At 74.0% G+C, this 25561-nt stretch carries 20 protein-coding genes; 13 read left to right on the forward strand and 7 right to left on the reverse strand.

Features of this window, described 5'->3' with window-relative positions:
* Positions 1–78 precede the first annotated feature (78 nt).
* From ACFYZS_RS36460 to ACFYZS_RS36475, 4 genes are all read left to right on the forward strand, one after another.
* The gene (locus ACFYZS_RS36460) at positions 79–1410 is read left to right on the forward strand and encodes a DUF5685 family protein (RefSeq protein WP_389022562.1); all 1332 of its coding nucleotides are present in this window, start codon (positions 79–81) and stop codon (positions 1408–1410) included.
* A gap of 78 nt (positions 1411–1488) precedes the next feature.
* Entirely contained in the window at positions 1489–2319 is an 831-nt protein-coding gene (locus tag ACFYZS_RS36465; protein ID WP_389022565.1) for a DUF1684 domain-containing protein, read from the forward strand.
* Positions 2320–2467: 148 nt separating this feature from the next.
* Positions 2468–3343 (forward strand): S1 family peptidase, encoded by an 876-nt coding sequence (locus ACFYZS_RS36470; protein ID WP_389022568.1) that lies wholly within the window; start codon positions 2468–2470, stop codon positions 3341–3343.
* Between the two features lie 81 nt (positions 3344–3424).
* Entirely contained in the window at positions 3425–4225 is an 801-nt protein-coding gene (locus ACFYZS_RS36475; protein ID WP_389022571.1) for a hypothetical protein, read from the forward strand.
* Here the strand turns inward: ACFYZS_RS36475 and ACFYZS_RS36480 are convergent.
* Complete coding sequence (locus ACFYZS_RS36480; protein ID WP_389022573.1) at positions 4158–5018, reverse strand: alpha/beta fold hydrolase; 861 nt, start codon at positions 5016–5018, stop codon at positions 4158–4160. The genes ACFYZS_RS36475 and ACFYZS_RS36480 overlap by 68 nt on opposite strands.
* A 104-nt stretch (positions 5019–5122) precedes the next feature.
* Here ACFYZS_RS36480 and ACFYZS_RS36485 point away from each other — a divergent pair, with 104 nt between their 5' ends.
* From ACFYZS_RS36485 to adhE, 3 genes are all read left to right on the forward strand, one after another.
* The gene (locus ACFYZS_RS36485; RefSeq protein ID WP_389022576.1) at positions 5123–5326 is read left to right on the forward strand and encodes a hypothetical protein; all 204 of its coding nucleotides are present in this window, start codon (positions 5123–5125) and stop codon (positions 5324–5326) included.
* Between the two features lie 19 nt (positions 5327–5345).
* On the forward strand, positions 5346–7604 hold the full coding sequence (fxsBH, locus tag ACFYZS_RS36490) for a radical SAM/SPASM protein FxsBH, inactivated beta-hydroxylase extension form (RefSeq protein WP_389022579.1): 2259 nt from the start codon (positions 5346–5348) through the stop codon (positions 7602–7604).
* Between the two features lie 231 nt (positions 7605–7835).
* On the forward strand, positions 7836–10451 hold the full coding sequence (gene adhE, locus ACFYZS_RS36495) for a bifunctional acetaldehyde-CoA/alcohol dehydrogenase (protein WP_389022582.1): 2616 nt from the start codon (positions 7836–7838) through the stop codon (positions 10449–10451).
* Positions 10452–10525: 74 nt separating this feature from the next.
* Here adhE and ACFYZS_RS36500 read toward each other — a convergent pair whose 3' ends face one another.
* Complete coding sequence (locus ACFYZS_RS36500) at positions 10526–11083, reverse strand: TetR/AcrR family transcriptional regulator (RefSeq protein WP_389022660.1); 558 nt, start codon at positions 11081–11083, stop codon at positions 10526–10528.
* 242 nt (positions 11084–11325) lie between these two features.
* Here ACFYZS_RS36500 and ACFYZS_RS36505 point away from each other — a divergent pair, with 242 nt between their 5' ends.
* Entirely contained in the window at positions 11326–12798 is a 1473-nt protein-coding gene (locus ACFYZS_RS36505) for a purine-cytosine permease family protein (RefSeq protein WP_389022585.1), read from the forward strand.
* 65 nt (positions 12799–12863) lie between these two features.
* Entirely contained in the window at positions 12864–14513 is a 1650-nt protein-coding gene (locus ACFYZS_RS36510) for an amidohydrolase (protein ID WP_389022588.1), read from the forward strand.
* A 229-nt stretch (positions 14514–14742) separates the two neighbouring features.
* Here the strand turns inward: ACFYZS_RS36510 and ACFYZS_RS36515 are convergent, their stop codons facing one another.
* Together ACFYZS_RS36515 and ACFYZS_RS36520 are read right to left on the reverse strand one after the other, a co-directional pair.
* On the reverse strand, positions 14743–15471 hold the full coding sequence (locus tag ACFYZS_RS36515) for an acetate uptake transporter (RefSeq protein ID WP_389022591.1): 729 nt from the start codon (positions 15469–15471) through the stop codon (positions 14743–14745).
* A complete protein-coding gene (locus tag ACFYZS_RS36520; RefSeq protein WP_389022594.1) occupies positions 15468–16577 on the reverse strand; it encodes a DUF3533 domain-containing protein in 1110 nt (369 codons plus the stop codon). The genes ACFYZS_RS36515 and ACFYZS_RS36520 overlap by 4 nt, the downstream gene beginning before the upstream one ends.
* A 190-nt stretch (positions 16578–16767) precedes the next feature.
* Here ACFYZS_RS36520 and ACFYZS_RS36525 point away from each other — a divergent pair, with 190 nt between their 5' ends.
* The 3 genes from ACFYZS_RS36525 (at position 16768) to ACFYZS_RS36535 (ending at position 22346) form a co-directional block, all read left to right on the forward strand.
* Positions 16768–20265: a DNA polymerase III subunit alpha gene (locus ACFYZS_RS36525; protein ID WP_389022596.1), complete on the forward strand. Its 3498-nt coding sequence runs from the start codon at positions 16768–16770 to the stop codon at positions 20263–20265.
* The gene (locus ACFYZS_RS36530; protein ID WP_389022599.1) at positions 20262–21251 is read left to right on the forward strand and encodes a hypothetical protein; all 990 of its coding nucleotides are present in this window, start codon (positions 20262–20264) and stop codon (positions 21249–21251) included. Before ACFYZS_RS36525 ends, ACFYZS_RS36530 begins: the two co-directional genes overlap by 4 nt.
* Positions 21252–21479: 228 nt before the next feature.
* Positions 21480–22346, forward strand: a complete 867-nt coding sequence (locus ACFYZS_RS36535; RefSeq protein WP_389022602.1) for an esterase/lipase family protein — start codon at positions 21480–21482, stop codon at positions 22344–22346.
* 38 nt (positions 22347–22384) lie between these two features.
* On the opposite strand, the gene ACFYZS_RS36540 is transcribed toward ACFYZS_RS36535, so the two are convergent.
* From ACFYZS_RS36540 to ACFYZS_RS36550, 3 genes are all read right to left on the reverse strand, one after another.
* The gene (locus tag ACFYZS_RS36540) at positions 22385–23416 is read right to left on the reverse strand and encodes a lytic polysaccharide monooxygenase (protein WP_389022605.1); all 1032 of its coding nucleotides are present in this window, start codon (positions 23414–23416) and stop codon (positions 22385–22387) included.
* A gap of 230 nt (positions 23417–23646) precedes the next feature.
* Complete coding sequence (locus ACFYZS_RS36545) at positions 23647–24129, reverse strand: DUF402 domain-containing protein (RefSeq protein WP_389022607.1); 483 nt, start codon at positions 24127–24129, stop codon at positions 23647–23649.
* Complete coding sequence (locus tag ACFYZS_RS36550) at positions 24126–25070, reverse strand: GNAT family N-acetyltransferase (protein WP_389022610.1); 945 nt, start codon at positions 25068–25070, stop codon at positions 24126–24128. The genes ACFYZS_RS36545 and ACFYZS_RS36550 overlap by 4 nt, the downstream gene beginning before the upstream one ends.
* A 53-nt stretch (positions 25071–25123) precedes the next feature.
* On the opposite strand from ACFYZS_RS36550, the gene ACFYZS_RS36555 reads away from it, so the two are divergent.
* A complete protein-coding gene (locus ACFYZS_RS36555; RefSeq protein ID WP_389022613.1) occupies positions 25124–25543 on the forward strand; it encodes a GntR family transcriptional regulator in 420 nt (139 codons plus the stop codon).
* Positions 25544–25561: the final 18 nt, after the last annotated feature.

Here is a 25561-nt window from a genome sequence, read left to right on the forward strand (position 1 = left end):
CCGACGCGGACGTATGGGTGAACGATCCCGCTCGATACGATGCGCATCACGCACGCGTATGACACACGGGGGACCGGTTTGTTCGGCATCGTCAGACCCTGCACGCACCGGCTGGGGGAGCGCTTCAAGACCGAGTGGATGGCCCATCTCTGCGGGCTGTGCCTTGCACTTCGCGCGGACCACGGACAGTTCGCCCGGATCGTGACCAACTATGACGGGCTGCTCGTCTCCGTTCTGACGGAGGCTCAGTCCGGGCCGGCGCCCGGCTCGCGCCGCACGGCGGGCCCCTGCCCGCTGCGCGGGATGCGGACCGCGGCGGTGGCCAAGGGCGAGGGCGCCCGGCTCGCGGCCGCCGTCTCGCTCGTCCTCGCCTCGGCGAAGGTACGGGACCACGTGGCGGACCGCGACGGGCTGTTGGCCCGCGCGCCGATCGCCATGGCCGCCCGCAAGGTGGCCCGCGGCTGGGACCGGGCCGGCGCCCGCGCCGGAGCCCGGATCGGCTTCGACACGGCCGTCCTCGTCGACGCCGTGGACCGGCAGGAGGGCATCGAGGCGCTCGCCGGGCCCGGCACGCCGGTGCTCGTCGTGACCGAGCCCACGGAGACCGCGACCGCCGCCGCCTTCGCCCATACCGCGCAGCTGGCCGGACGGCCAGGCAACGCCCCCGCGCTCGCCGAGGCGGGCCGCTACTTCGGGCGTCTCGCGCACCTGCTGGACGCCGTCGAGGACCAGGCCGCGGATGCCGCCGCGGGCGCCTGGAACCCGCTGACGGCCACCGGGACCCCGCTCGCGGAGGCCCGGCGGCTGGCCGACGACGCCCTGCACGGGATCCGGCTGGCGCTGCGCGAGGTCGAGTTCGCGGACGCCGGGCTCGCCCACCGGCTGCTCGTGCACGAGCTGAAGACCTCGGTGGACCGGGCCTTCGGGGTCGGCGGCTGCGCGCACACGGCCGGGCGCGCGGACATGAACGCCGCGGGGCAGGGCGGCCACGGGGCGCCCCCGCAGGGCTACGGCCCGGGCCAGGCGGGCCCGTACGGCGGCGGCCCGTACGCCGGCCAGGGCGGCCAGGGCGGCGCGCCGTACGGGGGGAATCCGTACGGCGGTGGCGGCGCGGGCGGGCCCGGCGGGCCCGGCGGGCCGTGGCTGCCCGGGCCGCCCACGGGGCCCGGCGGCGGCCTGCCCCCGCAGAAGCCGCGCCGCGGGCTGCTCGCCGGCTGCGCGGTCTCCATCGGGCTGTTCTGCACCTGCCAGCTGTGCTGCACCGACCACGAGGGCCCGTGGTCCCGCAAGAAGCGGGACGCGTGGTGCGAGGCGTGCGACTGCGGCAACGGATGCCCCGACTGCAGCGGCTGCTGTGACTGCTGCAGCTGCGACGGGTGCTGCTGCGACGGCTGCGGCTGCGACTGCTGAGACCCGGTCAGATGCCCACGGGGCCGGACGGCGTACAGGGAGATTCCCGTCCGGCCCCGTGTGGAAGGGTTGAGCGGCATGAGCGATGACGCAGATGACGCAGACGATCCGAAGACCGCCTGGCGGAAATGGCACGAGCACCGGGTCGCTTCCGTGTCCGCCCCCTACGGCCCCCTCTCCCTCATCGGCACCCACTGGCTCTCGGACTACCCGGAAGGTCGAATTCCGGCCGTTCCGGGGCGTTGGCGCGCCACCGAGGGCGGGGTGGCGCTGAGCGCCTGCGCCGAGGACGGCCTCAGCCTCGACGGCGAGCCCTTCACGGGGGACGCCGTACTCGCCGCCGACGAGGCCGCGCCCGCGCACTCCCGGGTCGCCGCCGCCCCCGACCTCCGGATCACCGTGATCAGGCGCGAGGGGGAGTGGGCGGTGCGGGTCTTCGACCCCGGATCCGCGGCGCGCCGGGCCTTCGCGGGCATCGAGGCCACCCCGTACGACCCGGACTTCGTACTGCCGGGGCGCTTCCGGCCGTACGCCGAGGACCGGACCGTCCAGGTGGCGAACGCCGACGGGCAGGAGCGCGGGCTCGGCCTCGGCGGTGAGCTGAGCTTCGCCTACCGGGGCGCCGGGCACACCCTCCAGGTCGCCGTCGACGAGGACGACGGCAGCCTCTGGGCCGTGATCGGCGACGCCACCGGGGGGAGCTCCAGCTACCGCTTCCGCTTCCTCAGGCCCGGGACCCCGGATCCGGTGGACGGCTCGATCACCGTCGACTTCAACCGGACCGTGCTGCCGCCCTGCGCCTTCGCCGACCACTTCATCTGTCCGTTCCCGCCACCCGGGAACACCCTGCCCTTCGAGGTCGCGGCGGGCGAGCGGAGGCTGAAAGATGCCCTTGCCGCCCGAATCTGACGCCGAGACACTCCCGACAGCGCCTTCCGGGGGCTTGTCAGGGGCACGACGAAATCCTGTGCGCCCGCCGTACCCCCGGCTGCGCCTCACGGGCTCCGGCGCCCCCCACTGTCCGCCGGGCCCCCGATCCCTCCCGGGAGGACGAGAAGTGAGGATCAAGAGCATCACCCGTACCCGGCTGCTCGCCGTGGCCGCCGGCCTGGCGGCCGTCGCCGGGCTCGCCGCCCCCACCGCGGCGAGCGCGGACAGCGGCTTCAGCGCGGCGCGGCTCGCCGCGGCCGGAGCCTCCGTCCAGCGCGCCGACGTCGCCGGCACCGCCTGGTACACCGACCCCGCCAGCGGAACCCTCGTGGTCACCGCCGACTCCACCGTCTCCGCCGCGGACATCGCCAGGATCCGCACGGAGGCCGGGGCCGACGCCGCTGCCCTGCGCATCGAGCGCACCCCCGGCAAGCTGCGCAAGCTGATCTCCGGCGGCGACGCCATCTACACCTCGGGCTGGCGCTGCTCGCTCGGGTTCAACGTGCGCAGCGGGAACACGTACTACGTGCTGACCGCCGGGCACTGCACCGACGGCGCCGGCACCTGGTGGACGAACTCCTCGCACACCACCACCGTCGGCTCGACCGTCGGATCGAGCTTCCCGACCAACGACTACGGCCTGATCAAGTACGCCAGCAGCTCGCCGGTGCCGCCCGGCACCGTCGGCAGCCAGGACATCACCAGCGCCGCCAACGCCACCGTCGGGATGTCCGTCACCCGGCGCGGCTCCACCACCGGCACCCACGGCGGCTCGGTGACCGGCCTCAACGCCACCGTCAACTACGGCGGCGGCGACATCGTCTACGGCATGATCCGCACCAACGTCTGCGCCGAGCCCGGCGACAGCGGCGGCCCGCTCTACTCCGGCACCCGCGCCATCGGCCTGACCTCGGGAGGCAGCGGCGACTGCACCTCGGGCGGAACCACGTTCTTCCAGCCGGCGGTCGAGGCCCTCAACGCCTACGGCGTGAGCGTGTACTGACCCGTCCGCCCTGCGGCACAATGAGCCCCCGCCCAACTGCCGGGCGGGGGCTCGCCTTTCGGGGGAAACGGGGTAGCGCACATGGCCAGTGCACCTTCCGCGCGGGGCGGCTCCGCACCCGACGCGCAGCGGCGGATCCGGCGCAATCGCTGGCTGTTCACCGCACCCCTCGTGCTGCTCTGCCTCCTGGGCGCCGTACTCGTCTGGGAGATCGTGCGCGGGAACATGTCCGAGGCCTCCCGCGGCCAGTGGCCCTGGCGGCTCCAGCTGATGAGCCCCGAACCCCTCGCCAGCCTGCTGGCCGTCGCGGCCGGCGCCGTCCTGGCCCGCGCCCAGTACGCCCGTACCGTACGGCCCGCGCTGGGATGGCGGGCCGAGTTCGTGTCGGGACAGCTGCCCGGCCCCGGCAAGGACTGGAGCGTCGGGGTTCTCAACGGCGGCCAGCACAACGTCGTGGTGGAGCACGTGGACTACCGGCTGACCCTGGCCCGCGACCCCGCCGCCGGACAGCCCGGTGAGGACGACGGGTGGACGAGCCTGGCCGGTGTCGGAGAGCGGCTGTCCTCCGCCGGACTGCGGCCCACGGTGGACTTCCGCCTCGTCGGGATGGGAGCGGGATACCCGCTCGTCGCCACCGGTACCTATGACACCGTCGGCGTGGGGGTGTTCTCCAAGCGGTTCATCGACGAGGTGCGGGCCTTCCACATGCGCATCCAGGTCGTCGACAGCGTCGGCGACTCCCACGAGCGGATCGTCCAGTGCCTCGAAGGTGCGCGCGAGGCGGTCGTCGCGCCCGTCGAGGAGGCGCACCACGTCACAGCAGCCACTCCAGGGCCTCCGGCTGCGCGTACTGAGCCGCGAAGTGACCGGCCCCCGGCTTGAGTACGGCCGTGCTCCGGTCGATGTGGCCGGCCAGCCACCGGAAGTGCCCCAGCGGGGAGAAGGCGTCCTCGGCGCCGTGCCACAGCAGGACCCGGCCCCGGATGGAGCCGGGGTCGAAGCCCCAGGGGCGGCAGAAGGCCAGGCTGTCGTCCAGCCAGCCGTACGCGGAAGTGCGCAGCGCCTCGCGATAGTTGTCCATCAGCGCCCGATGCACATCGGGGTCCGAGAGCACCGGCAGGTCGGCTTCGGACAGCTCCGCCCGCAGCTCCTCCAGCAGCTTGCCCGGATCACTGCCGATGGCCGCCGCCCGGGGGGTGAGCCGGCGCTCCAGAGCTGCCGGGTCGCGGGCGGCGAGAGCGTAGTGCTCCACGTTGTGGGCGGTCATGCCGGCGAACCAGTCGAGCCCGGCCCCGCCCCAGGGCGCCAGGCTGACCAGGGCGGCCGTCCCCGTCACCCGATCCGGGAGCAGCGCCGCGCAGGCCAGGGCGTGCGGACCGCCCCCGGAGCGGCCCACGACGGCGAAGGTGTCCAGGCCCAGGGCGTCCGCCACGGCGGCCGAGTCCGCGGCGGCATCGGCCACCGTACGGCCCCGGGCGCGCTCGGAGTCCCCGTAGCCGGGCCGGTCGTAGGCGAAGAAGCGGATGCCCGGACAGCGCTCCGTGATGTCGCCCAGGGCGGTGCCGAGCCGACTGCCCGGGGTGCCGTGGTGCAGCAGGACGGGGAGCCCGTCCGGGTCGCCCCAGTCCTCGGCGACGAGCCTGCGGCCGTCCTCTGCCTTCACCTCGACGCGCACCACGCCTCCGCGGTCTACCGGCTCCCTGCGGATGTCCCTAGTCTCATCCCGACAGCATTCTCGATGTCCTGATGGAAGCACAGCCACGACCCGGAGGGGGAACCGTGACGACCATTCAGCAGCAGAATCCCGCAGTCATACCGGTGCACGAGGAGTACGACGGCCGGCCCTCGACGGCCTCCGTGGCCTCCTTGGCCTCCCTCGCAGCGCGCGGCGGCGCGGAGTCCGACCGGGTCATCGACCGGGTGCTGCCCGGCCGGGCCGCCGCCCCCGCGGTCCGGACGGTCACCTTCAACTCCTCCCTCTGAGCGGGGGCGCCCCGTCGCGATGGAGGCCACCGGGGCCGGTGCCGCCGCAGCCCTCATTCCGTTCCGCGAGTTCGTGGTCAAGGTGCACAGCAGATGCGATCTCGCATGCGACCACTGCTACATCTACGAGCACGCGGACCAGAGTTGGCGGCATCGGCCCGCGGTGATCCCCGAAGCGGCCGTCGAACGCTTCGCGGAGCGGCTCGCCGAGCACGCGCGCGCCCACGCGCTGCCGTCGGTGACCGTCATCCTCCTCGGCGGAGAGCCGCTGCTGGCCGGACCCGCCCGGCTGCGCCGGCTGTGCGAGGCGCTCACCCGGGCCCTCGACGGGGTGGCGGTCCTTGACCTGCGCGTCCACACCAACGGGCTGCGGCTGAACGAAGCCGTCCTCGCGCTGTTCGCCGACTACGGGGTGGGCGTCGGGGTGTCGCTCGACGGAGACCGCGCCGCCAACGACCGGCACCGCCGATACGCGAACGGCCGCAGCAGCCACTCCCGCGTGCTCGACGCGGTCCGTCTCCTCGGCGAGGACCGCCACCGCCCCCTCTACCAGGGGCTGCTCTGCACGATCGACGTGCGGAACGACCCGGCGGCGGTGCTCGACGCGCTCCTCGCGCTCGCACCGCCGCGCATCGACTTCCTGCTGCCGCACGCCACGTGGGAGGCGCCCCCGCCCCGGCCCGACGGGCGCCCGGACACCTACGCCCGCTGGCTGCTGCGGCTCTTCGACCACTGGGACGGGCTGGGCCGGCCGGTGCCCGTACGGCTCTTCGATTCACTGCTGAGCACCCTGCGGGGCGGCCCGAGCCTGACCGAATCCCTGGGCCTGACCCCCACCGACCTGGTCGTCGTCGAGACCGACGGCTCCCTGGAGCAGGCCGACTCGCTCAAGACCGCCCACGAGGGAGCCGCCGCCACCGGCTTCGACGTCTTCCGGCACGCCTTCGACGAGGTGGCCGCCCACCCCGGCATCCGGGCCCGGCAGCTGGGCCTCGCGGGCGTCAGTGCCGCATGCCGCGCCTGCCCGGTGGTGCGCTCATGCGGCGGCGGCCTCTACGCGCACCGCTACCGCGCCGCGAACGGCTTCGACAATCCGTCCGTCTACTGCACCGACCTGAAGATGCTGGTGGAGGGCGTCGAGCAGCGCACCGCCCGGGCCGCGGTCGCCTCCGAGGCCACCGATCCGGCAGCGCTGGCGGTTGCCCAGCAGGAGCTGACCCGGGTGCTGCTGGTCCGGCTGCACACGGAGCTGGAAGCTCGTGGTGATGCGGACTGGCAGCGGGCCTGGGAGCTGGTCACGGCCGTCGAAGCCGCGGCGCCGGACGCACTCGCCGCCGTACTGGACCACCCGTACACCCGCACCTGGCTGCTCGCCGCCCTGGACGCCGTACGGCAGGGGAGGCCGCCGGGCGCGGAGCCCGCGCACAGGCTGTCCGTGCTGGCAGCCGCAGCCGTGGTGCGCGGGAGGCTGGAGCTGCCCGCGCCCGTGGTACTCGGGGGTGGCGGCCTGTACCTGCCCACCCTGGGGCTGCTGCGCGCGGATCCGGGGCGGGCCGAGATCCGGGCCACCGCGGAAGGGCTCTCCGTACAGGGGGAGGGCGGCGGGGTACGGACCTTCGGGCCGGGCGGGGAGAGCGCGGACTGGCAGCCGGTCCGGGTCCTGGCGGGCGGTGCCGGGCCGGACGCACCCCCGGTGCCCCTGGCGCTGGAGGACCTGGACCCCGACCGGGGCTGCTTCGCCCTGCCCTCCACACCGAGGCTGGACCCGGCCGGGGCCGAGCGCTGGGAGCGTCGGCTGGCCGAGGCCTGGGACCTGCTGCACGGCACGGTGCCGTCGCTGGCACGGGAAACAGCGGCCGGGCTGACCACGCTGACCCCGCTCATGGACGCGGGGGCGCCGAAGGAGGAGGCGCGACGCGGGCCCGGCGCGCTGGGCGTGCCGCTGGGGGCGGACGTACGGGATACCGCGCTCGCACTGCTCACCGGCCGGCGGCGGGCTCGGCTGCGCGAGCTGACGGAGGTGGCCGACCTGTACGCGTCGGACGGGGAGTGGCTGCATCCGTCGCCGTGGCGCGAGGAGCCGGTGCCCGTGTCGCGGCTGCTGGCGGACGCGCACGAGGCGGTGGCGGCCGAGGCGTTCCGCCGGGCGGCCGGCGGCCTCGGCGACGCGGGCGGTATCGAGCGCGCCCTTGACCGGCTCGAGGGGGCGGCGGAACTGACGGTGAGCGGCAAGGCGGTGCTGGCGGCACTGCGCCGGGAGTTCGGATCGGAAATATGAGGGGCGCGGTCGGGAAATCTTTGTGAATGGATTCACAAGTGTGCAGGGGTCTTTGGTCCTTGGGTGAAGTTGCAGGTCAGGGGCTTTTGTGGCAGGTGGGTGGGTGGGTGTGAATGGTCCTTCGGCCTGGGAGGAAAGGGCTTTGTCGGGGCGGTGGCTTTCGGTTTCGGGTGTCGAATTGAGGCATCAGGAAAACCGTTCCGGCCGTGTCGATGCGAAGGAGTTCCCGCCATGCAGGCGAACGAGATGGTGGACGGGCTCGTACGGCGGGCGCTGACGGCGCTCGGCCGGTTCGAGGCGTTCGACCAGGAGCAGGTCGACCACATCGTCAAGAAGGCCTCGCTGGCCGCTCTCGCCGGGCACGGCGAGCTCGCGCGGCTCGCCGTCGAGGAGACGGGCCGCGGCGTCTTCGAGGACAAGGCCGTCAAGAACCTCTTCGCGTGCGAGCACGTGGTGAACTCGATGCGCGGTCTGAAGACCGCGGGCGTCATCCGGCGCGACGAGCTGAACGGCATCACCGAGATCGCCGAACCCGTCGGCGTCGTCTGCGCGATGACCCCGGTCACCAACCCGACCTCGACCACCGTCTTCAAGGCGCTGATCGCCCTGAAGACCCGTAACCCGATCGTCTTCGCCTTCCACCCCTCCGCGCAGCGCTGCTCGGCCGAGGCCGCCCGGATCGTCCGGGACGCCGCCGTCGCGGCGGGCGCCCCCGCCGACTGCGTGCAGTGGGTCGAGCAGCCCTCCATGGAGGCCACCGGCGCCCTCATGAACCACCCGGGCGTCTCCACCATCCTCGCCACCGGCGGCAACGCGATGGTCAAGGCCGCCTACTCCTGCGGCAAGCCCGCCCTGGGCGTCGGCGCCGGCAACGTCCCCGCGTACGTCCACAAGAGCGCCAAGCTGGCCCGCGCCGTCCACGACATCGTGCTCTCCAAGGCCTTCGACCACGGCATGATCTGCGCCTCCGAGCAGGCCGTCATCCTGGACGCCGAGATCTACGAGCAGGGCCTCGCCGAGTTCCGGCGGCTCGGCGCCCACGTGGTGACGGCGGCCGAGAAGACCAAGCTGGAGGAGTTCGTCTTCGGTACGACGGCCTACGCCGCGAACTGCGCCGGCGCCAAGCTGAACGCGGCCGTCGTCGGCAGGTCCCCGCACTGGATCGCCGAGCAGGCCGGGTTCACCGTCCCCGAAGGCACCTCCCTGCTCATCGCCGAGTGCAACGAGGTCGGCGAGGGCGAGCCGCTGACCCGCGAGAAGCTCTCCCCGGTGCTGGCCGCGCTGAAGTCCTCCGACACCGAGCACGGACTCGAACTGGCGGCCGCGATGGTCGAGTTCCACGGACTGGGCCACAGCGCCGCCATCCACGCCGAGGACGAGGCGCTCGTCGAGGAGTTCGGCAGGAAGGTCAAGGCGGTCCGGGTCATCGCCAACTCGCCCTCCACCTTCGGCGGGATCGGCGACGTCTACAACGCCTTCCTCCCCTCGCTGACGCTCGGCTGCGGCTCGTACGGCCACAACTCGGTGTCGGACAACGTCACCGCGGTCAACCTGGTCAACATCAAGCGGATCGGGCGGCGGAACAACAACATGCAGTGGTTCAAGGTCCCGCCGAAGATCTACTTCGAGCGCAACTCCCTCCGCCACCTCGGCGAGATGGACGGCATCGGCCGGGTCTCGATCGTCACCGACAAGACGATGGTGGCGCTGGGCTTCGTGCGGAAGGTGACCGACATCCTGCGGGCCCGCGAGGGCTCCGTCGCCGTCCAGGTCATCGACGGTGTCGAGCCCAACCCGGAGCTCGCCACCGTGCGGGCGGGCGCCGCGCTGATGCGCGAGTTCCGGCCGGACACGATCATCGGCCTCGGCGGCGGCTCCCCGATGGACGCCGCGAAGATCATGTGGCTGATGTACGAGCACCCCGAGGTGGAGTTCGCCGACACGAAGGAGAAGTTCTTCGACGTCCGCAAGCGGGCCTACACGTTCCCCGCGCTGGGCGAGAAGGCCCGGATGGTGGCCGTCCCGACCACCTCGGGCACCGGCTCCGAGGTCACCCCGTTCGCCGTCATCTCCGACCCGGCCGCCGCCCGGAAGTACCCGCTGGCCGACTACGCGCTGACCCCCGACGTCGCCATCGTCGACCCGGTCCTTGCGATGGGGCTGCCGGCCACCGTGACCGCGGACTCCGGCTTCGACGCCCTGACGCACGCCACCGAGGCGTACGTGTCCGCGTACGCCAACGACTACACCGACGGGCTCTGCCTCCAGGCCATCAGGCTCGTCTTCGAGAACCTCGAGCGCTGCGTGGTGGACGGGCCGAACGACCCGGAGGCGCGCGAGAGGATGCACAACGCCTCCACGGTGGCGGGCATGGCCTTCGCCAACGCCTTCCTGGGCCTGGTCCACGCCATGGCGCACACCCTGGGCAACACCTTCCACGTGGCCCACGGCCGGACCAACGCCCTGCTGCTGCCGCACGTCATCCGGTACAACGGCACCGTCTCGCACAAGGCCACCCCGTGGCCCAAGGCCGAGGTCTACCGGGCCCCGGAGCGCTTCCAGGAGATCGCGAGGATGCTGGGCCTGCCGGCCGCGACCCCGGCCGAGGGCGTCGAATCGTACGCCCGCGCCGTCGAGGAGCTGCGCGCCAAGTGCGGGATCCCGGCCTCCTTCGCGCAGGAGGGCGTGGACGAGCGGGCCTTCCTGGAGGCCCTGCCGGAGCAGGCCGTGAACGCGTACGCCGACCAGTGCGCGCCCGCCAACCCGCGGATGCCGATGATCGACGACATGCAGCGGCTGATGCGGCAGGCGTACTACGGCAACGCCGAGGGCGCGCGGGGCGCCTGACCCCGGATCGTCGAGAACGGCGCAGGCCCGCCCGGGCGCACGGAAGTGCCCGGGCGGGCCTGCGCGCGCCCGCCCTACGCGTGCGGGACGAGCAGGGCCGCCGCCGAGCGGGCCCGCTCCAGGGACGCGGCGCGGTCGGCGCCGCGCTGCCCGAGCACCACACGGGTGCTCAGCCCGTCCAGCAGCGCGAGCAGTTCCGAGGCGCGGGCGGGCACGTCCAGGGCGGCGGCGAAGCGGCCCTGGTCCACGCCCTTCGCGAGCAGGGCCTCCAGGTCCCGCTGCCAGCCGTCGTCGATCTCCTGCTGGGCGGCGCGCAGGTCCTCGTTGGCGGGGGTACGGGCCCACAGCTCGATCCACAGGGTCCAGCGCGGATCGCGCGGGCCGCGCGGCAGGTAGAGCTCCAGGAAGAGCGCGAGCTTGCGGTGCGCGGTGACCCGGCGGGCCAGCAGCTGCGTCCGCTCCGCGGCGAGCCGGTCCTCGCTCCAGCGCAGGGCGGCCAGCAGCAGCCGGTCCTTGCTGCCGAAGTAGTACAGGATGTGGCCGCCGCTGGTGCCGAGCCGCTCGGCCAGCGCGGACATGGTGAGCTCCGCGAGCCCGCCCTCGGCGATCGCGGCCATGGCCTCCTCCAGCATCCGCTCCTGGGCGATCCGCCCGTCGCGCCGCCGCGCAGACCCCGCCGCGCCGCCCGCCGGCCCGGCCGTCCCGGTTGCTCCCGCCGCTCCCGCCACCCCTGCCGCCTTCCCGATCTTCGTGGCCCGACCTTATCCCGGACAGGGTCTTGACGGGGTCCCGATCGGCGGCGCATCTTGAATGCCATTCAAGAACTTAGAACGTCATTCAAGGTTCAGTGGGTCCACAGTCAGGGGTACGGCGCATGACGCAACAGGACGCGACACGGGATGCGACACAGGACGCGACGCGGGATGCGAGACAGGACGCGACGCGGGACTCGGCGCGGGACACGACCCCCGACGTCGACGAGGTGTTCCGGGTCGAGACCCACGGCATCGACCCCATCCCCGACGCCGAGCGGCACGGTGGCGCCCAGGACCTCTTCTGGCTCTGGTTCGGCTCCAACCTCACCTTCACCTACGTGATCAACGGCGCCCTCGCCGTGGCCTTCGGCCTCTCCTTCTGGCAGGCCACCGCGGTCGTCGTGATCAGCGGACTGTCCTTCTTCGCCGTCAGCGCCGCCGGGCTCAGCGGCATCCGCACCGGCACCGCCACCCTCGTGATCTCCCGGGCCGCCTTCGGGGTCCGAGGGAACTTCCCGGCCGGCGTCCTGAACTGGGTGGTGAGCATCGGCTACACCATCGTCAACACCGTGGTCGGCACCCTCGCCCTGGAGGTGTTCTTCGCCGAGGTCGGCCTCGGCGAAGGCGCGGCGGTACGGGCCCTCGCGCTCGGGATCACCCTCGCGCTCACCTTCGCCGTCGCCATGTGGGGCCATGCCACCGTGCAGTTCGCCGAGCGCTGGATGGCCTACGTCCTCGCCCTCGGCTTCGGCGCGCTGCTGGTCTTCCTCCTGCCCGGCGCCGAGACCGGCGCCCCGGCCGGCGCCGGCGCCCCGGGCCTGTCCGGCTGGAGCCTGGCCTTCGTCGTGATGCTGGCCGGGCCCTTCTCGTACCTGCCGATGCCCGCCGACTACACCCGCTACCTGCCCCGGACCACCTCGCTGAAGTCGATCACCTGGATGGGGGCGCTCGGCGGGTTCGTCTCCTCCGTCGCCCTCGGCGTCGCCGGGGTCGCCGCGGCCACCCAGACCGACATGACCGACGCCGTCGCGGGGGCCGAGAGCCTGCTCCCGGGCTGGTTCAAGCCGGTGTTCCTGGCCCTCGTGCTCGGCGGCTCCGTCACCAACTCGATCATCACCCTCTACTCCTCCAGCCTGAACCTCCAGGTCCTCGGCATCCCGTGGAGCCGCGCCCGCGCCATCGTGATCAGCGCCGCGGTCACCGCCGCCGGATCGCTCGCCGCGCTCTTCCTCACCGACTTCACCACCTCGCTGCTGTCCTTCCTCTCCCTGCTGATCATCGTGTTCGCGCCCTGGGGAGGGGTCTTCCTCGCCGACATGCTGCTGCGCCGCTGCCGCTACGACTGCGACGCGCTGCACGCCGGGAGCGCGGGCGCCTACTGGTACCGGGCCGGCTACCACCCCGCCGGGATGGCCGCCCTGCTGGCCGGCATGGCGTTCGCCGCGCTCACCTGCGACTCCGAGCTGTGGACCGGCCCGCTGGTGGCCCCGCTCGGCGGCGCCGACCTGACCCTGCTCGGCTCGGTCGTCTCCGCGCTCACGTACTGGGCCCTCGCCGCCCGCCGGGTCCCCGCGTACGCCCCCGCCGTCTGACCCCTCGTACCGCCACCTCAGCCCCCGCTGCCCACCTCTGCCCCCTCTGCACAGGAGCACCACCCATGCCGCACCCCTTCCCCGCCGACCTGCTGCTCACCGGAGCCCGCATCCACACCGTCGACCCGGAGCTGCCCGAGGCCGAGGCCCTGGCCGTGTCCGACGGCCGGATCGTCTGGCTCGGAGCGGACGCGGAGGCCGCCGCCTGGGCGGGTCCGGACACCGAGCGGATCGACGCGGGCGGCCGGCTCGTGCTGCCCGGCTTCATCGACGCCCACAACCACGTCCGGCTCGGCTCCGACGACGCCTGCGTCCAGCTCGCCGGGGTGCGCACCCTGGAGGCGATCCTCGACCGGATCGGGGCCTGGCGCGAGGCCCATCCGGACGCCGGGTGGATCGAGGCCGAGGCCTTCGACTACTCCGCGATCCCGGGCGGGCGGATGCCCACCGCCGCCGACCTGGACCCGGTCACCGGTGACGTCCCGGCGATCGTGCTCTCGTACGACGTGCACACGGCCTGGCTGAACACGGCCGCGATGCGCCGGCTCGGGGTCGCCAAGGACCGCACCGACCTGCCGTTCGGCACTGCGGCCGTCGACCCGGAGACTGGCGAGCCCACCGGCTTCGTCAAGGACTTCGCGGTCAAGGGGCTGTCCCGGGACGGCCACCGGGCGCTGCGCGAGCTCGGCGTGCCGTGGGCCTCGCCGGACCGGCAGTACGGGCGCCTCGCCAAGAGCCTGGACGACGCGATCGGCTTCGGCATCACCACGGTGGTGGAGCCGCAGAACTCCCTGGACGACCTGGAGCTGTACGAGCGGGCCCGCGCCGAGGGCCGGCTGCGCTCGCGGATCGTGGCCGCGCTGTTCCACCCGCGCGGCACGACCGAGGAGGAGCTCGACGCCTTCGCCGCGGCGGCCCGCAGGTACCCGGGGGACCGGCTGCGGGTCGGGCCGCTCAAGCTGTACATCGACGACGTGGTCGAGCCGCGCACGGCCGCGCTGCTGGAGCCGTACACCGGGTGCGGGGCGCACCGGGGCGAGACCTTCTACCCGGCGGAGGAGTTCGCGGAGCTGCTGGCGCGCCTGGACGCGCGCGGGTTCCAGTGCTTCGTGCACGCCACGGGCGACCGGGGGATCCGTACGGTCCTGGACGCCGTCGAGCACGCCCGTACGGTCAACGGGCCGCGGGACGCCCGCCACCAGGTGGTGCACGTGGAATGCCTGGACCCGGCGGACGTGCCGCGCTTCGCCGAACTCGGGGTGGTGGCCTGCATGCAGCCGAGGCACTGCGCGCCGGAGATCGCCGGGCCGGGTCAGGACTGGGCGGAGAACGTGGGCGAGGACCGCTGGCACAAGGCGTGGCCGATGCGGAGCCTGGCCGAGGCGGCGGCGGTGCTGGCGTTCTCCAGTGACTGGAACGTGGCCGAGATGGACCCGATGATCGGGATCTACACGGCGGTCACCCGCCGCCCGCTGGACGGCGGGGACCCTTGGCAGCCGGCCGAGACGGTGGACGTGGCGACGGCGGTGTACGGCTACACGATGGGCTCGGCGTACGCCAACTTCCTCGAGGCGGACCGGGGTTCGCTGACGGTGGGCAAGGCGGCGGACTTCGTGGTGCTGTCCCGGGACATCCTGGCCGTGGCCCCGGAGCGGATCCCGGGCACGGTGGCCGAGACGGTGGTGGTCGCGGGCGAGGTGGTCCACAAGGCCTAGGGGGTGTCCGCAAAGTAGCGCCGTGCGCCCGAAGGGCGCTCCCGCGGTGTCCGGTGCGTGCTCTCGGTGTGCCGGGCGGAAGCCCGTGTACTGGACGTACTCGGGATTTCGCCCGGTGCGCCGAGAGCGCGTGCCGGGCGCCGCGGGGCAGGCGGGACTTTGCGGACACCCCCTAGGGGGTGTCCGCAAAGTAGCGCCGTGCGCCCGAAGTCCCGCCTGCCCGGCCGGATCAGGCCTCCGGGTGCTCCTCGGGGGCGAGGAAGCGGCCCATGGGGAGCACCTGGCGGCCCCAGGTGCTCGCCATGATCTGCCCGGCCAGCAGGTACGTGGCCCCCAGGGCGGCGAGCAGCCCGCTCCAGCCGGTGACCCGGAGCCAGGTCTGCGAGCCGGTGAACCCGCTCACGGTCATCCCGACGAAGACGACCAGGACGCAAGTGAAGGTCGACAGCAGCACCAGGTGGATCCGGAAGCTGCCCACCCACAGCACGAACACCACGAACACCCAGGGCAGGGTGAACAGGCCGCTGACCTCCCCGCGCAGCACCGGGTCGGTGGCCGGCAGCACCCACTGGAGGAGGCAGGCCTTGGCCATCCAGAACAGGCCGAAGCCGCCGAAGACGGTGGCGTGCCAGGTGTCGCCGCGCTGGGCCTGGAAGAGCCCGGCGAGCAGCTGGGCGAGGCCGCCGATGAAGAAGCCGACCAGCGGCAGCACCGAGTGGCCGAGCTTCTCGGGGAAGACGCCCGCGTCGATCCCGGTGGCGATGACGGTGACCACGATGAAGCCGGTGAGGCCGAGCGCGCCCAGCTGGGCCTGGGCGCTCGGCTCCATCCGCTTGACGGAGACGGCCTGTGCGGCGGGCCCCTGCCGGTTGCGGAACCCGAGGAGCCCGTTCCCGCTGCCGCTCCCACCGCTGCTGCTCCCGCTCCCGCCGCTCCCGCCGCCGCCCGGGGTGTTCACCGGGCCGTCGTCCCGCCGGCCGCGGCCCCTTCACCGTCCGGCGCGCCGTCCGGGAGCCCGCTGCCCACGGCGGCCCCCGGGCGGCCCTTGCGGACGACCGCGCAGGCCACGGTGACGGCCGAGCCGAGCACCGCCCAGGCGGCCAGCACCAGCATCGGCCCGGCCGCCGCGTTGCCCTCGAAGTACGTGATCGAGCGCGCGGCGTAGGTGCCCGCGCCCGGTGGCAGGGCCGGTCCGATCGCCCTCCAGAACGGCGGCAGCAGCGGGTACGGGTAGGCGCCGCCCGCGCTCGGGTTGCCGAACACCACCACCAGCAGGATGGCCAGGCCGATGCCGACCACGCCCGCCACCCCCTGGAAGGCCAGGGTGATCGCCCCGACCGCGAAGACGACCAGGGTGCCCAGCCCCCACAGGGCCATGATGCCGCCGGGCAGCGCGCCCAGGACCGGGCCCGCGATGACCGTGCCGAGCAGCCCGGCGGCGATCGAGTACAGCAGCAGCGCACCGAGCCGGATGAAGGCGCGGTGGGTATTGGCGGGCCGGGCACCGGCGCTGATCGCGAGGATCGCGGCGCACAGGTAGCCGCCGACGCACCAGCCGATGACGAGGTAGAAGGCGCTCAGGCCGCGCGCGTCGCCCGCGGCGGCCGGGGCCACGTCGACGACCCGTACGGCCCGGCCCCGGGCCTGCTCGACGCGGCCGACGATCTGTTCCAGGGCCTGTGAGAGCGAGGCTCCGGCGCCGCTCGCGACCAGCAGCCGGTCGGTCGGGCCGGCCGGGTCGATGACCAGCGCCCCGTCCGCGTCCCGGTTCTCCACCTCCGCCGTCGCGGCCGCCTCGTCCTGGACCGCGTGCGGATCGAGCGGTTTCCCGGGCAGGTCGGCGAGCTGCTGCGCGGACTGCTCGGCGAGCGGCCGGGCGGGGGCGGCCACGGCGATCGGGATCTCGTTGGGCTTCGGCTGGTGGAAGGCCCCGATGTACGAGGTGACGAAGGCGAGCTGGAGCGCCAGCACCCCCACGAGCAGCAGGGCGGCCCGGACGGTCACGGCGTCCTTGACCTCTGCGAGGAACCCGGCGGACGGGGGCGGGGAGGTGGGCTGGGTCATGTCTCACACGCTCGGCGTACGGGGGGTGGCACGCAGCAGGGGCGGGCCGAATGGATGACGGGCGGGAGGCGGCCGGACCAGGCGGCCGAACCAGCGGGTCTTTCGAACGAATGTTTCGCACGGGTATTCGAATTGCTCTATGGTGGAGACGGGGGTGGTGTTCACGTTCGAGCGAAGCAGGAGGCCGCGGGTGCCTGGTTTTACGCATCTGCACACCGTTTCGGGGTTCTCCATGCGCTACGGAGGCTCCCACCCCGAACGGCTGGCGGAACGCGCCGCCGACCGGGGCATGGACGCCCTCGCCCTGACCGACCGCGACACCCTCGCGGGCGCCGTCCGGTTCGCGAAGGCCGGCGCCAAGGCCGGGATCCGGCCGCTGTTCGGGGTCGACCTGGCCGTGTCGCCCGCGGCGGGTCCCGCGGGGCCGGGGGGCTCCGCGGGCCCGGGCGGGCCGGGCGGCCCGGGCGGCTCCGGCGAGCCGTCCTTCCGGCGGCGGAACCCCGTCGCCGGCGGCGCCTTCGTCGACGAGTCCGCACCCCGGGCCACCTTCCTGGCCCGCGACGGCGCCGCGGGCTGGGCCGAGCTGTGCCGGATGGTCACCGCCGCCCACGCCGCCGCAGGCGACGGCCCGCCGGTGCTGCCCCGGGCGCAGCTGCGCGGCGAAGGGGTGTACGTACTGCTCGGGCCCGGATCCGAGGTGGGGCGGGCACTGGCCGCCGGCCGTCCGGACCGGGCCGCCCGGCTGCTCGCGCCCTGGCGGGAGGTGTACGGGGACTCCCTGCGCCTGGAGGCCGTCGACCACGGCCGCACCGGCACCGGCCCCGGCTCGCTGCGCCTGGCCGCCCGTACGGTCGGCTTCGCCGCCGAGCAGGGCGTACCGGCCGTGCTGACCAACGCCGTCCGGTACGCCGACCCCGGCCAGGGCCCGGTCGCCGACGTCCTCGACGCGGCCCGCCGGCTCGTCCCCGTCGACCCCCGCAACCTCGACAGCGGCGAACGCTGGCTCAAGGACCCCGCCGCCATGGCCGCGGCCGCCGACCGGATCTGCCGGGCGGCCGGGCTGCGCCCCGCCGACGCGCGCGGGCTGCTCGCGCAGACCCTGCGTACCGCCGAGGCCTGCACGGTGGACCCCGAGGACGACCTCGGCATGGGCTCCGTGCACTTCCCCGAGGCCCACCTCGTCGGCGCGGCCCACCGGACCGCCCAGCGGGTCCTCGCCTCCCGGGCCTCCGCCGGCATGGTGCTGCGCGGGCACGCCGACGACCGCGCGTACTGGGAGCGGATGCACCACGAGCTGGACATCATCGCCTACCACGGGTACGCCTCGTACTTCCTGACGGTCGCCCAGGTCGTGGACGACGTACGGGAGATGGGCATCCGGGTGGCCGCCCGCGGCTCCGGCGCCGGCTCCCTCGTCAACCACCTCCTCGGCATCGCCCACGCCGACCCCGTCGAGCAGGGCCTGCTGATGGAGCGGTTCCTGTCCAAGCGCCGCCACGTCCTGCCCGACATCGACATCGACGTGGAGTCCGCCCGCAGGCTGGAGGTCTACCGGCGGATCATCGACCGCTTCGGCACCGAGCGCGTCGCCACCGTCTCCATGCCCGAGACCTATCGGGTCCGGCACGCGATCCGCGACGTCGGCGCCGCCCTGTCCATGGACCCGGCCACCGTCGACCGGCTCGCCAAGGCCTTCCCGCACATCCGGGCCCGCGACGCCCGCACGGCCCTGGCCGAGCTCCCCGAGCTGCGCGACGTGCGCGGGGAGGAGCACGGGCGGCTGTGGGAGCTCGTCGAGGCGCTGGACGCGCTGCCGCGCGGGATCGCCATGCACCCGTGCGGGGTGCTGCTCTCCGACGCCTCGCTGCTCGCGCGCACCCCCGTGGTGCCGACCAGCGGCGAGGGGTTCCCGATGTCCCAGTTCGACAAGGACGACGTGGAGGAGCTCGGGCTGCTCAAGCTCGACGTGCTGGGCGTACGGATGCAGTCCGCGATGGCGCACGCCGTCGCGGAGATCCGGCGCGGTACGGGGGAGGAGCTCGACCTGGACGACCCGGCGCAGGTGCCGCCGGGCGACCCGGCGACGTACGAGCTGATCCGCTCGGCCGAGACGCTGGGCTGCTTCCAGATCGAATCGCCGGGCCAGCGCGACCTGGTGGGCCGGCTCCAGCCGTCGACCTTCCACGACCTGGTCGTCGACATCTCGCTGTTCCGGCCCGGGCCGGTCGCCGCCGACATGGTGCGGCCGTTCATCGAGGCGCGGCACGGGCGGGCCCCGGTCCGCTTCCCGCACGAGGACCTGGCGGACGCGCTGCGCGAGACGTACGGGGTGGTGGTCTTCCACGAGCAGATCATCGAGATCGTGCACGTCATGACCGGCTGCGGGCGCGACGAGGCGGACCGGGTGCGGCGCGGGCTCTCCGACCCGGAGTCCCAGGCGCGGATCAAGGTGTGGTTCGCGGCGAAGGCGGGCGAGCGGGGCTACTCGGCCGAGGTGATCGGCCGGACCTGGGAGATCGTCGAGGCGTTCGGCAGCTACGGCTTCTGCAAGGCGCACGCGGTGGCCTTCGCCGTGCCGACGTACCAGTCGGCGTGGCTGAAGGCCCATCACCCGGCGGCCTTCTACGCCGGGTTGCTGACCCACGACCCCGGGATGTACCCGAAGCGGCTGCTGCTGGCGGACGCGCGGCGCCGGGGCGTGCCGGTGCTGCCGCTGGACGTGAACCGCTCGGCGGTGGCCCACCGCATCGAACTGGTGTCCGACGCCGGGGTTCCGCCGGTGTGGGGGCTCCGGCTGGCCCTGGCCGACGTCCACGGCATCAGCGAGGCACAGGCGCGGCGGATCGAGGACGGACAGCCGTACGGATCGCTGCGCGACTTCTGGGACCGGGCGCACCCGGGCCGGCCGGTCGCGGGGCGGCTCGCGCAGGTCGGGGCGCTGGACGCGTTCGGCGCCAACCGGCGCGACCTGCTGCTGCACGTGGCGGAACTGCACGGTGCGCAGCGCTCGGCGGGGGCCCGGCCGGGCAGTGTCCAACTCCCGCTGGACGGCGGGCGGTCCACGGCCCCGGTCGGCCTGCCCGACCTGAACGAGGCGGAACGGCTCAGCGCGGAGCTGGGCGTGCTCGGCATGGACGCCTCCCGGCACCTGATGGGGGACCACCAGGCCTTCCTCGCGGAGCTGGGGGCGGTCCCGGCCCGCAGGCTGCGCGAGGTCGAGCACGGGCGTACGGTGCTGGTCGCGGGGGCCAAGGCGGCCACCCAGACCCCGCCGATCCGCTCCGGGAAGCGGGTCATCTTCACCACGCTGGACGACGGGACGGGCCTGGTCGACCTGGCCTTCTTCGACGACAGCCACGAGGCGTGCGCGCACACCGTCTTCCACTCGTTCCTGCTGCTCGTACGGGGTGTCGTCCAGCGGCGCGGGCCGCAGAGCCTGAGCGTGGTCGGCGCGGCGGCCTGGGACCTGGCCGAGCTGGTGGAACTGCGGGCTGCGGGCGGCCTGGACGCGGTCTCGGCCCGCCTGGCGGAGCCGCTGCCGGGTGACGGGGGAGCCGCCGATCCGGGGCGCCGCATCCACCTGCCCACCGGGTACGAGATGAACCCGTGGGCCGACCTCCAGCCGGCCGGCGACCGCGCCGCCACCGGCCGCAAGCTGTGGCACTCCAGCCCGGGGAGCGCGGGATGAACCCGGCGGGCGGAGTCCTGCACGTACGGTGCGCTCCGGCGCTGACCGAGGAGGGCTACCGCGAAGTGCTGGAACTCCTGCGGGAGTTCTCCCCGACGGTGCAGGCCCTGCCGCCCCGGGCGGCGCTGGTGCAGGTGCGCGGCGCCCGGCGGTACTTCGGCGCGGACGCCGGCCGGATCGCCGAACTGGTCCGGCTGCGCGCGCTCGCCCGGCTCGGCACCGACGTACGGATCGGGGTCGCCGGGAACCGGGCGGTGGCGGCGACGGCCTCCGCCCGGCTGTCCGGGCCGGGCGGGGTCCTGGCCGTGCCCGAGGGCGGGGCGGACGTCTTCCTGGGGCCGCTGCCGGTGGAGGCCCTGCACGGCATCGGCCCCAAGCAGGCGCAGGCGCTGCGCGGGTACGGACTGCACACGGTCGGCGCGGTCGCGGCCGTCTCCCCGGGCACCGTCGAGCGGATCCTGGGGCAGCGGGCGGGCCGGCTGGCAGCGGAGCGCGCCCGCGGGATCGACCCGCGCCCCGTCACGCCGAAGGACCTGCCCCCGTCGGCCGCCGTCCGCAGCGGGTTCACCCGGCACGAGCTCGACGGCCCGCACGCCCGGGCCGTCCTCCTCGCCCTGGTGGTCCGCCTCGGCGCGGTACTGCGCGGCCGGCGCCAGGCCGCCCGGGCCCTGTCGCTGACGCTGCAGTTCGCCGGCGGCACCCGCTGGGAGCGGACCCGGCGGCTCCCCGAGGCGTCCGGGCACGACGAGGACCTGCGGGCGGCGGCGTACCGCCTGCTGGACGCGGCCGGGCTGCAACGGGCCCGGCTGACCGGCATGGTGCTGCGCGCCGAGGACCTCACGGGCGCCGAGCGGGCGTCCCGGCAGATCTCGCTGGACCCGGTCCGCGAGGCCCGCCTGACGGTGGAGGCGGCCGTCGACCGGGCGAACGCCCGCTTCGGCCCGGGCACGGTCCGCCCGGCGGCCACCTTCCGCCGCGCGGCCTAGGGGGTGTCCGGCGACCGTCGGGCGGGGCGGCAACGCGTCCGCCTCGGGCGCGACTTGACGGACGATCGTCCCGGCCTCGCGCCCGGGGCGCGACACGCATTTTTTACTGACGCGTAACTTTCAAGTTTTGCTACTCGCCCGTAATTTGGCCGAAGCAGCACCCCCCTTGTGATCCGGATCACGGGACGAACCCCCACGTATTTCCCTGACCCGCAAGGAGATCACTCGATGCTGCCCTGGCGACGCCTGCTCCGCCCGCTGGCCGTCCTCACCCTCGCCGCCGCCGCCCTCGTCGCCCCCACCGGCGCCGCGCAGGCCGCGACCGCACCCAGCAGCGGCTGGAACGACTGGTCCTGCAAACCCTCCGCCGCCCATCCGCGCCCCGTCGTCCTCGTCCACGGCACGTTCGGCAACTCCGTGGACAACTGGCTCGGGTTCGCGCCGTACCTGGTGCACCGCGGGTACTGCGTCTACTCGCTCGACTACGGACAGCTGCCCGGCGTGCCCTTCTTCAACGGGCTCGGCCCCATCGACAAGTCGGCGGGCCAGCTCCAGGTGTTCGTCGACAAGGTGCTGGCCTCCACCGGGGCCAAGAAGACCGACATCGTCGGCCACTCGCAGGGCGGCATGATGCCGAACCACTACCTCAAGTTCCTCGGCGGCGCCCCCAAGGTCAACGCCCTGATCGGGCTCGCCCCCGACAACCACGGCACCACCCTGGACGGGCTCACCCAGCTGCTCCCGTACTTCCCCGGCGCCGAGGACCTGATCAGCTCGGCGACCCCGGGGCTGGCCGACCAGATCGCCGGATCCCCCTTCGTCACCAAGCTGAACGCGGGCGGGGACACCGTCCCCGGGGTCCAGTACACGGTCATCGCGACGAAGTACGACGAGGTCGTCACGCCCTACCGGAGCGCCTTCCTCCAGGGCACCGGCTCGAACGTGCGCAACGTCGTGCTCCAGGACCTGTGCCCGCTGGACCTCTCCGAGCACGTCGCCATCGGGCTCACCGACCGGATCGCCTGGCACGAGGCGGTCAACTCCCTCGACCCGGCGCACGCGACCCGGACCACCTGCGCGTCGGTCTTCGAATGACGCGCAGGTGAGGGGTCGGGCCCGGTGAAGCCCTCCGACTAGCGGCCGTGGCGGCCCGGCGTCGTCGCACGGCGTCGGGCCACACCGAACAGCACGGCCGCTCCGACGGCCAGTACACCCGCCCCGGCGATCGCGATCGCCGGGGTCGCGGCGCTGCCACCCGTCTCGGCGAGGTTGGTGCCCGCCGGCGACTGCGATCCGACGGGGACCGGGGCGAGGGCGGTGCTGCCGTTGGTCTTCGGGTCGTTGTCGCCGTGGCCGTTGTGCTCCACGGTGGACTTGCTCTCGCCGTCCGCGATCTGCTGGTCCGTCGGGGCCTTGGGGGGCTTGGGGGCGTCCGAGGGGTGCCCGTCCCCGGTGGAGGGCTTGGCGCTGGGCTTCGTACTCGGCTTCGTGCTCGGGGTGGTGCCGGCGCCGCCGTTCCCGCCGTTGTCCTTGCCGAACACCACGTCGGAGCAGGTGTAGAACGCCTCCGGGCTGTCCGAGCGCTGCCAGATGCTGTAGATCAGGTGCCGCCCGGACTTGGCGGGCACGCTGCCCGAGAACACGTAGTCCCCGTTCTGCATGCCGGGGTCGGTGACCTTCGCGAACGGCGCCGGCTCCAGGTCCGACCACTTCAGCGGCTTCGAAGGGTCGTAGCCGTCCTTCGTGACGTACAGCTCGAAGGAGCCCTTGTGCGGGGCCGTCCCCTTGTAGCGGAAGGTGTGCTCGCCCGAGGTCATCGGGCTGGCCGGCCAGTCGGCGCGGGCCAGGTCCAGGCCCCGGTACTTGTCATTGCCGGCGGAGCAGAGCTGCCCGTTCGGGATCAACGACCGGTGGTTGCCCGCCGCGTTGGCGATGTTCACCGCGTTCCAGTCGTAGAACGCCTGCGCGCCGCTCGCGGCCACCGCCGCCTTGCAGGCCGCGGACTTCGGCGACTCCGGCCCCTCCGCGTAGCAGGCCGCCACCCGGCTGACCGGGTCCGTCATCGAGCCGTGCGCGGCCGCCGGCCCGGCGGCGTACGCGGCGACCGCGAGCGGGGCGAGGCCGACTGCGGCGATACGGGTCACGGTGCGGCGGCGTGCGGGCATGGGTGGATCTCCTTCGGAGCGGCGAAGTGGGCAGCGCGGTCGTGGGTGCGCCGGGAGCCGGGCCGGGCGGCGCCGCCCCCCGTGGGATCCGACGCCGCCCCGTGCCCTCCTCGGCCCCGCCAAGCTAGCCCGCATCACCCCCGCCACCACCCCTTTCGACGCCCTCACGAAGATCTTTAGGCTCCCCTTAAGGCACCGGTAAGCAGGGCCTCAGGAAGCGGGGGCCGGGGTCAGGCGAGGAGGGCGGCCAGGCCTCCCGGGGCGTGTGCCTGGGCGGCCAGGGCGTCGAGGGCGCGGACTGCTTCGGAGGCCGCCCGCGGGTCGGTCTCCGCGAGGCCGCTCGCCGCGAACTCGTCCTCGTCCAGCCGCAGGACGCTCGCTCCGTCCGCCGAGACCCACAGGTCCAGGTCCAGGTCCTCGACGAGGACCCCGCCGTCCCCTACCACCGCCGGTCGCGTGATGTCGCAGTACCAGCCCTTGAGGACGCCCCCGCCCGTCCGGACCTCCTTGACCGCGTACCAGCGGGTCCGCCAGAAGTGCTCGGTGAACACGTCGCCCGGCTCGAAGCGCACGAAGCCGAAGTCCCGTACGCCGTCCGCCGCCCAGGGTGCCCGTACGGAGATCCGGTCGCCCGTGTCGGCGACCAGCGCGGCGGGGTAGCGGATCTTGGTGCGGCCCGCCTTGGTGAGGGTGACGGTGAGCTCGTCGGTCATGTCCCGTTCTCCTGCTTCTTGGCGAAGCGCGTCTCGGTCGCGCAGATCTCGTACCCGAACCACTCGTTGACGGCGAGCATCGGCCCGTTCCCCGTGTCGTTGCCCGTGAAGGCCTCCGTGTAGCCGGCGGCGCGGGCCCGGCGGAGCGAGTCCGTCTTGGCGAGCTTGGCCAGCCCGCGGCCGCGGAACGCCCGCAGGGTGCCGGTCATCGCCGAGCCGTAGCGGGTGGCGCCGTCGGTACGGGCCGCGCAGAACGCGGCCACGGCCCCGTCGACCAGGACGACCCTGGTCAGCTCCCGGTCCAGCGTCGGCTCGTTCCAGACGCTGCTCAGCCAGTCCTCGTAGTCGTCCAGCACCTCCGGCACGTCACCCGGCTCGTCGGCCGACACCGCCGCGTCGGCCTCGAACAGCGGGCGCGGATCGGCGGCGAAGGCCGAGGCCGGGAGCAGCTCGACCCTGGCGGGCAAGGCGGCCGGGAGCTCCGGCAGCGGGCCGGCGGCCAGGTCCAGGCGCAGGAAGTGCGCGGAGCGCGAGGCGCGGTAGCCGCGCCGCTCGGCGAAGGCGCGGTGGGCCGGATCGTCCAGGACCCAGGCGTACGTCTCCACCGCCCCCTCCGCGGCCAGGTACTCCTCGGCGGCGCGCAGCAGGGCGGACCCGGCGCCGAGGCCGCGGTGCGCGGGGTCGACGTAGGCGTTGACGAAGGACTGGCCGGGCTCGGGGCTGCGGTGCGCGAGGCCGAGTTCGGCGGTGCCCACGACGAGGCCGTCCGGGGTCTCGGCGGTGAGGACGCGGTAGCGCTTGCCGGGGTGCGCGGTGGCCAGGGCGTAGGCCACACCCGCAGGCGTGGTGATCATGAAGGGCAGGGCGGCGCGGCGCACCCGTACGACGGACTCCGCGTCCGAGGGATCGCCCGGGCGGAGCTCGCGGATCTTTACGGTCATGGCCTCGACCGTAGGTGCGGGGGCGGGGCGAACGCCTCCGAATTTCCCGGCGGATGGGGGAGAATCGCCGGGTGACCTCGACGAACCTGAAGATCCGGATCGACGGCGCGGCCGGCGCCGCAGCCCCGTACGAGCAGCTGCGCGCGCAGATCGCGGAGGCGGCCCGCTCGGGGGAGCTGCCGGTCGGGTACAAGCTGCCGACGGTGCGCGGGCTCGCCGAGGAGCTGGGGCTGGCGGCGAACACGGTCGCGAAGGCCTACCGGGCCCTGGAGGGCGACGGGGTGATCGAGACCCGCGGCCGGAACGGCACCTTCGTCGCGGCGGCCGGCGACGGGGCCGCCCGAGAGGCGGCCTCCGCCGCGCAGGCCTACGCGGAGCGCGCGAAGCGGCTGGGCCTGAGCTTCGACGAGGCGACGGCCGCCGCCCTCGACGCCCTGCGCGCCCGCTACGGCAACCGACCGGACCCGGCCTGATCCACGCGGCCTAGGGGG

The sequence above is a fragment of the Streptomyces sp. NPDC001903 genome, assembly GCF_042891345.1.
Taxonomy (GTDB): domain Bacteria; phylum Actinomycetota; class Actinomycetes; order Streptomycetales; family Streptomycetaceae; genus Streptomyces.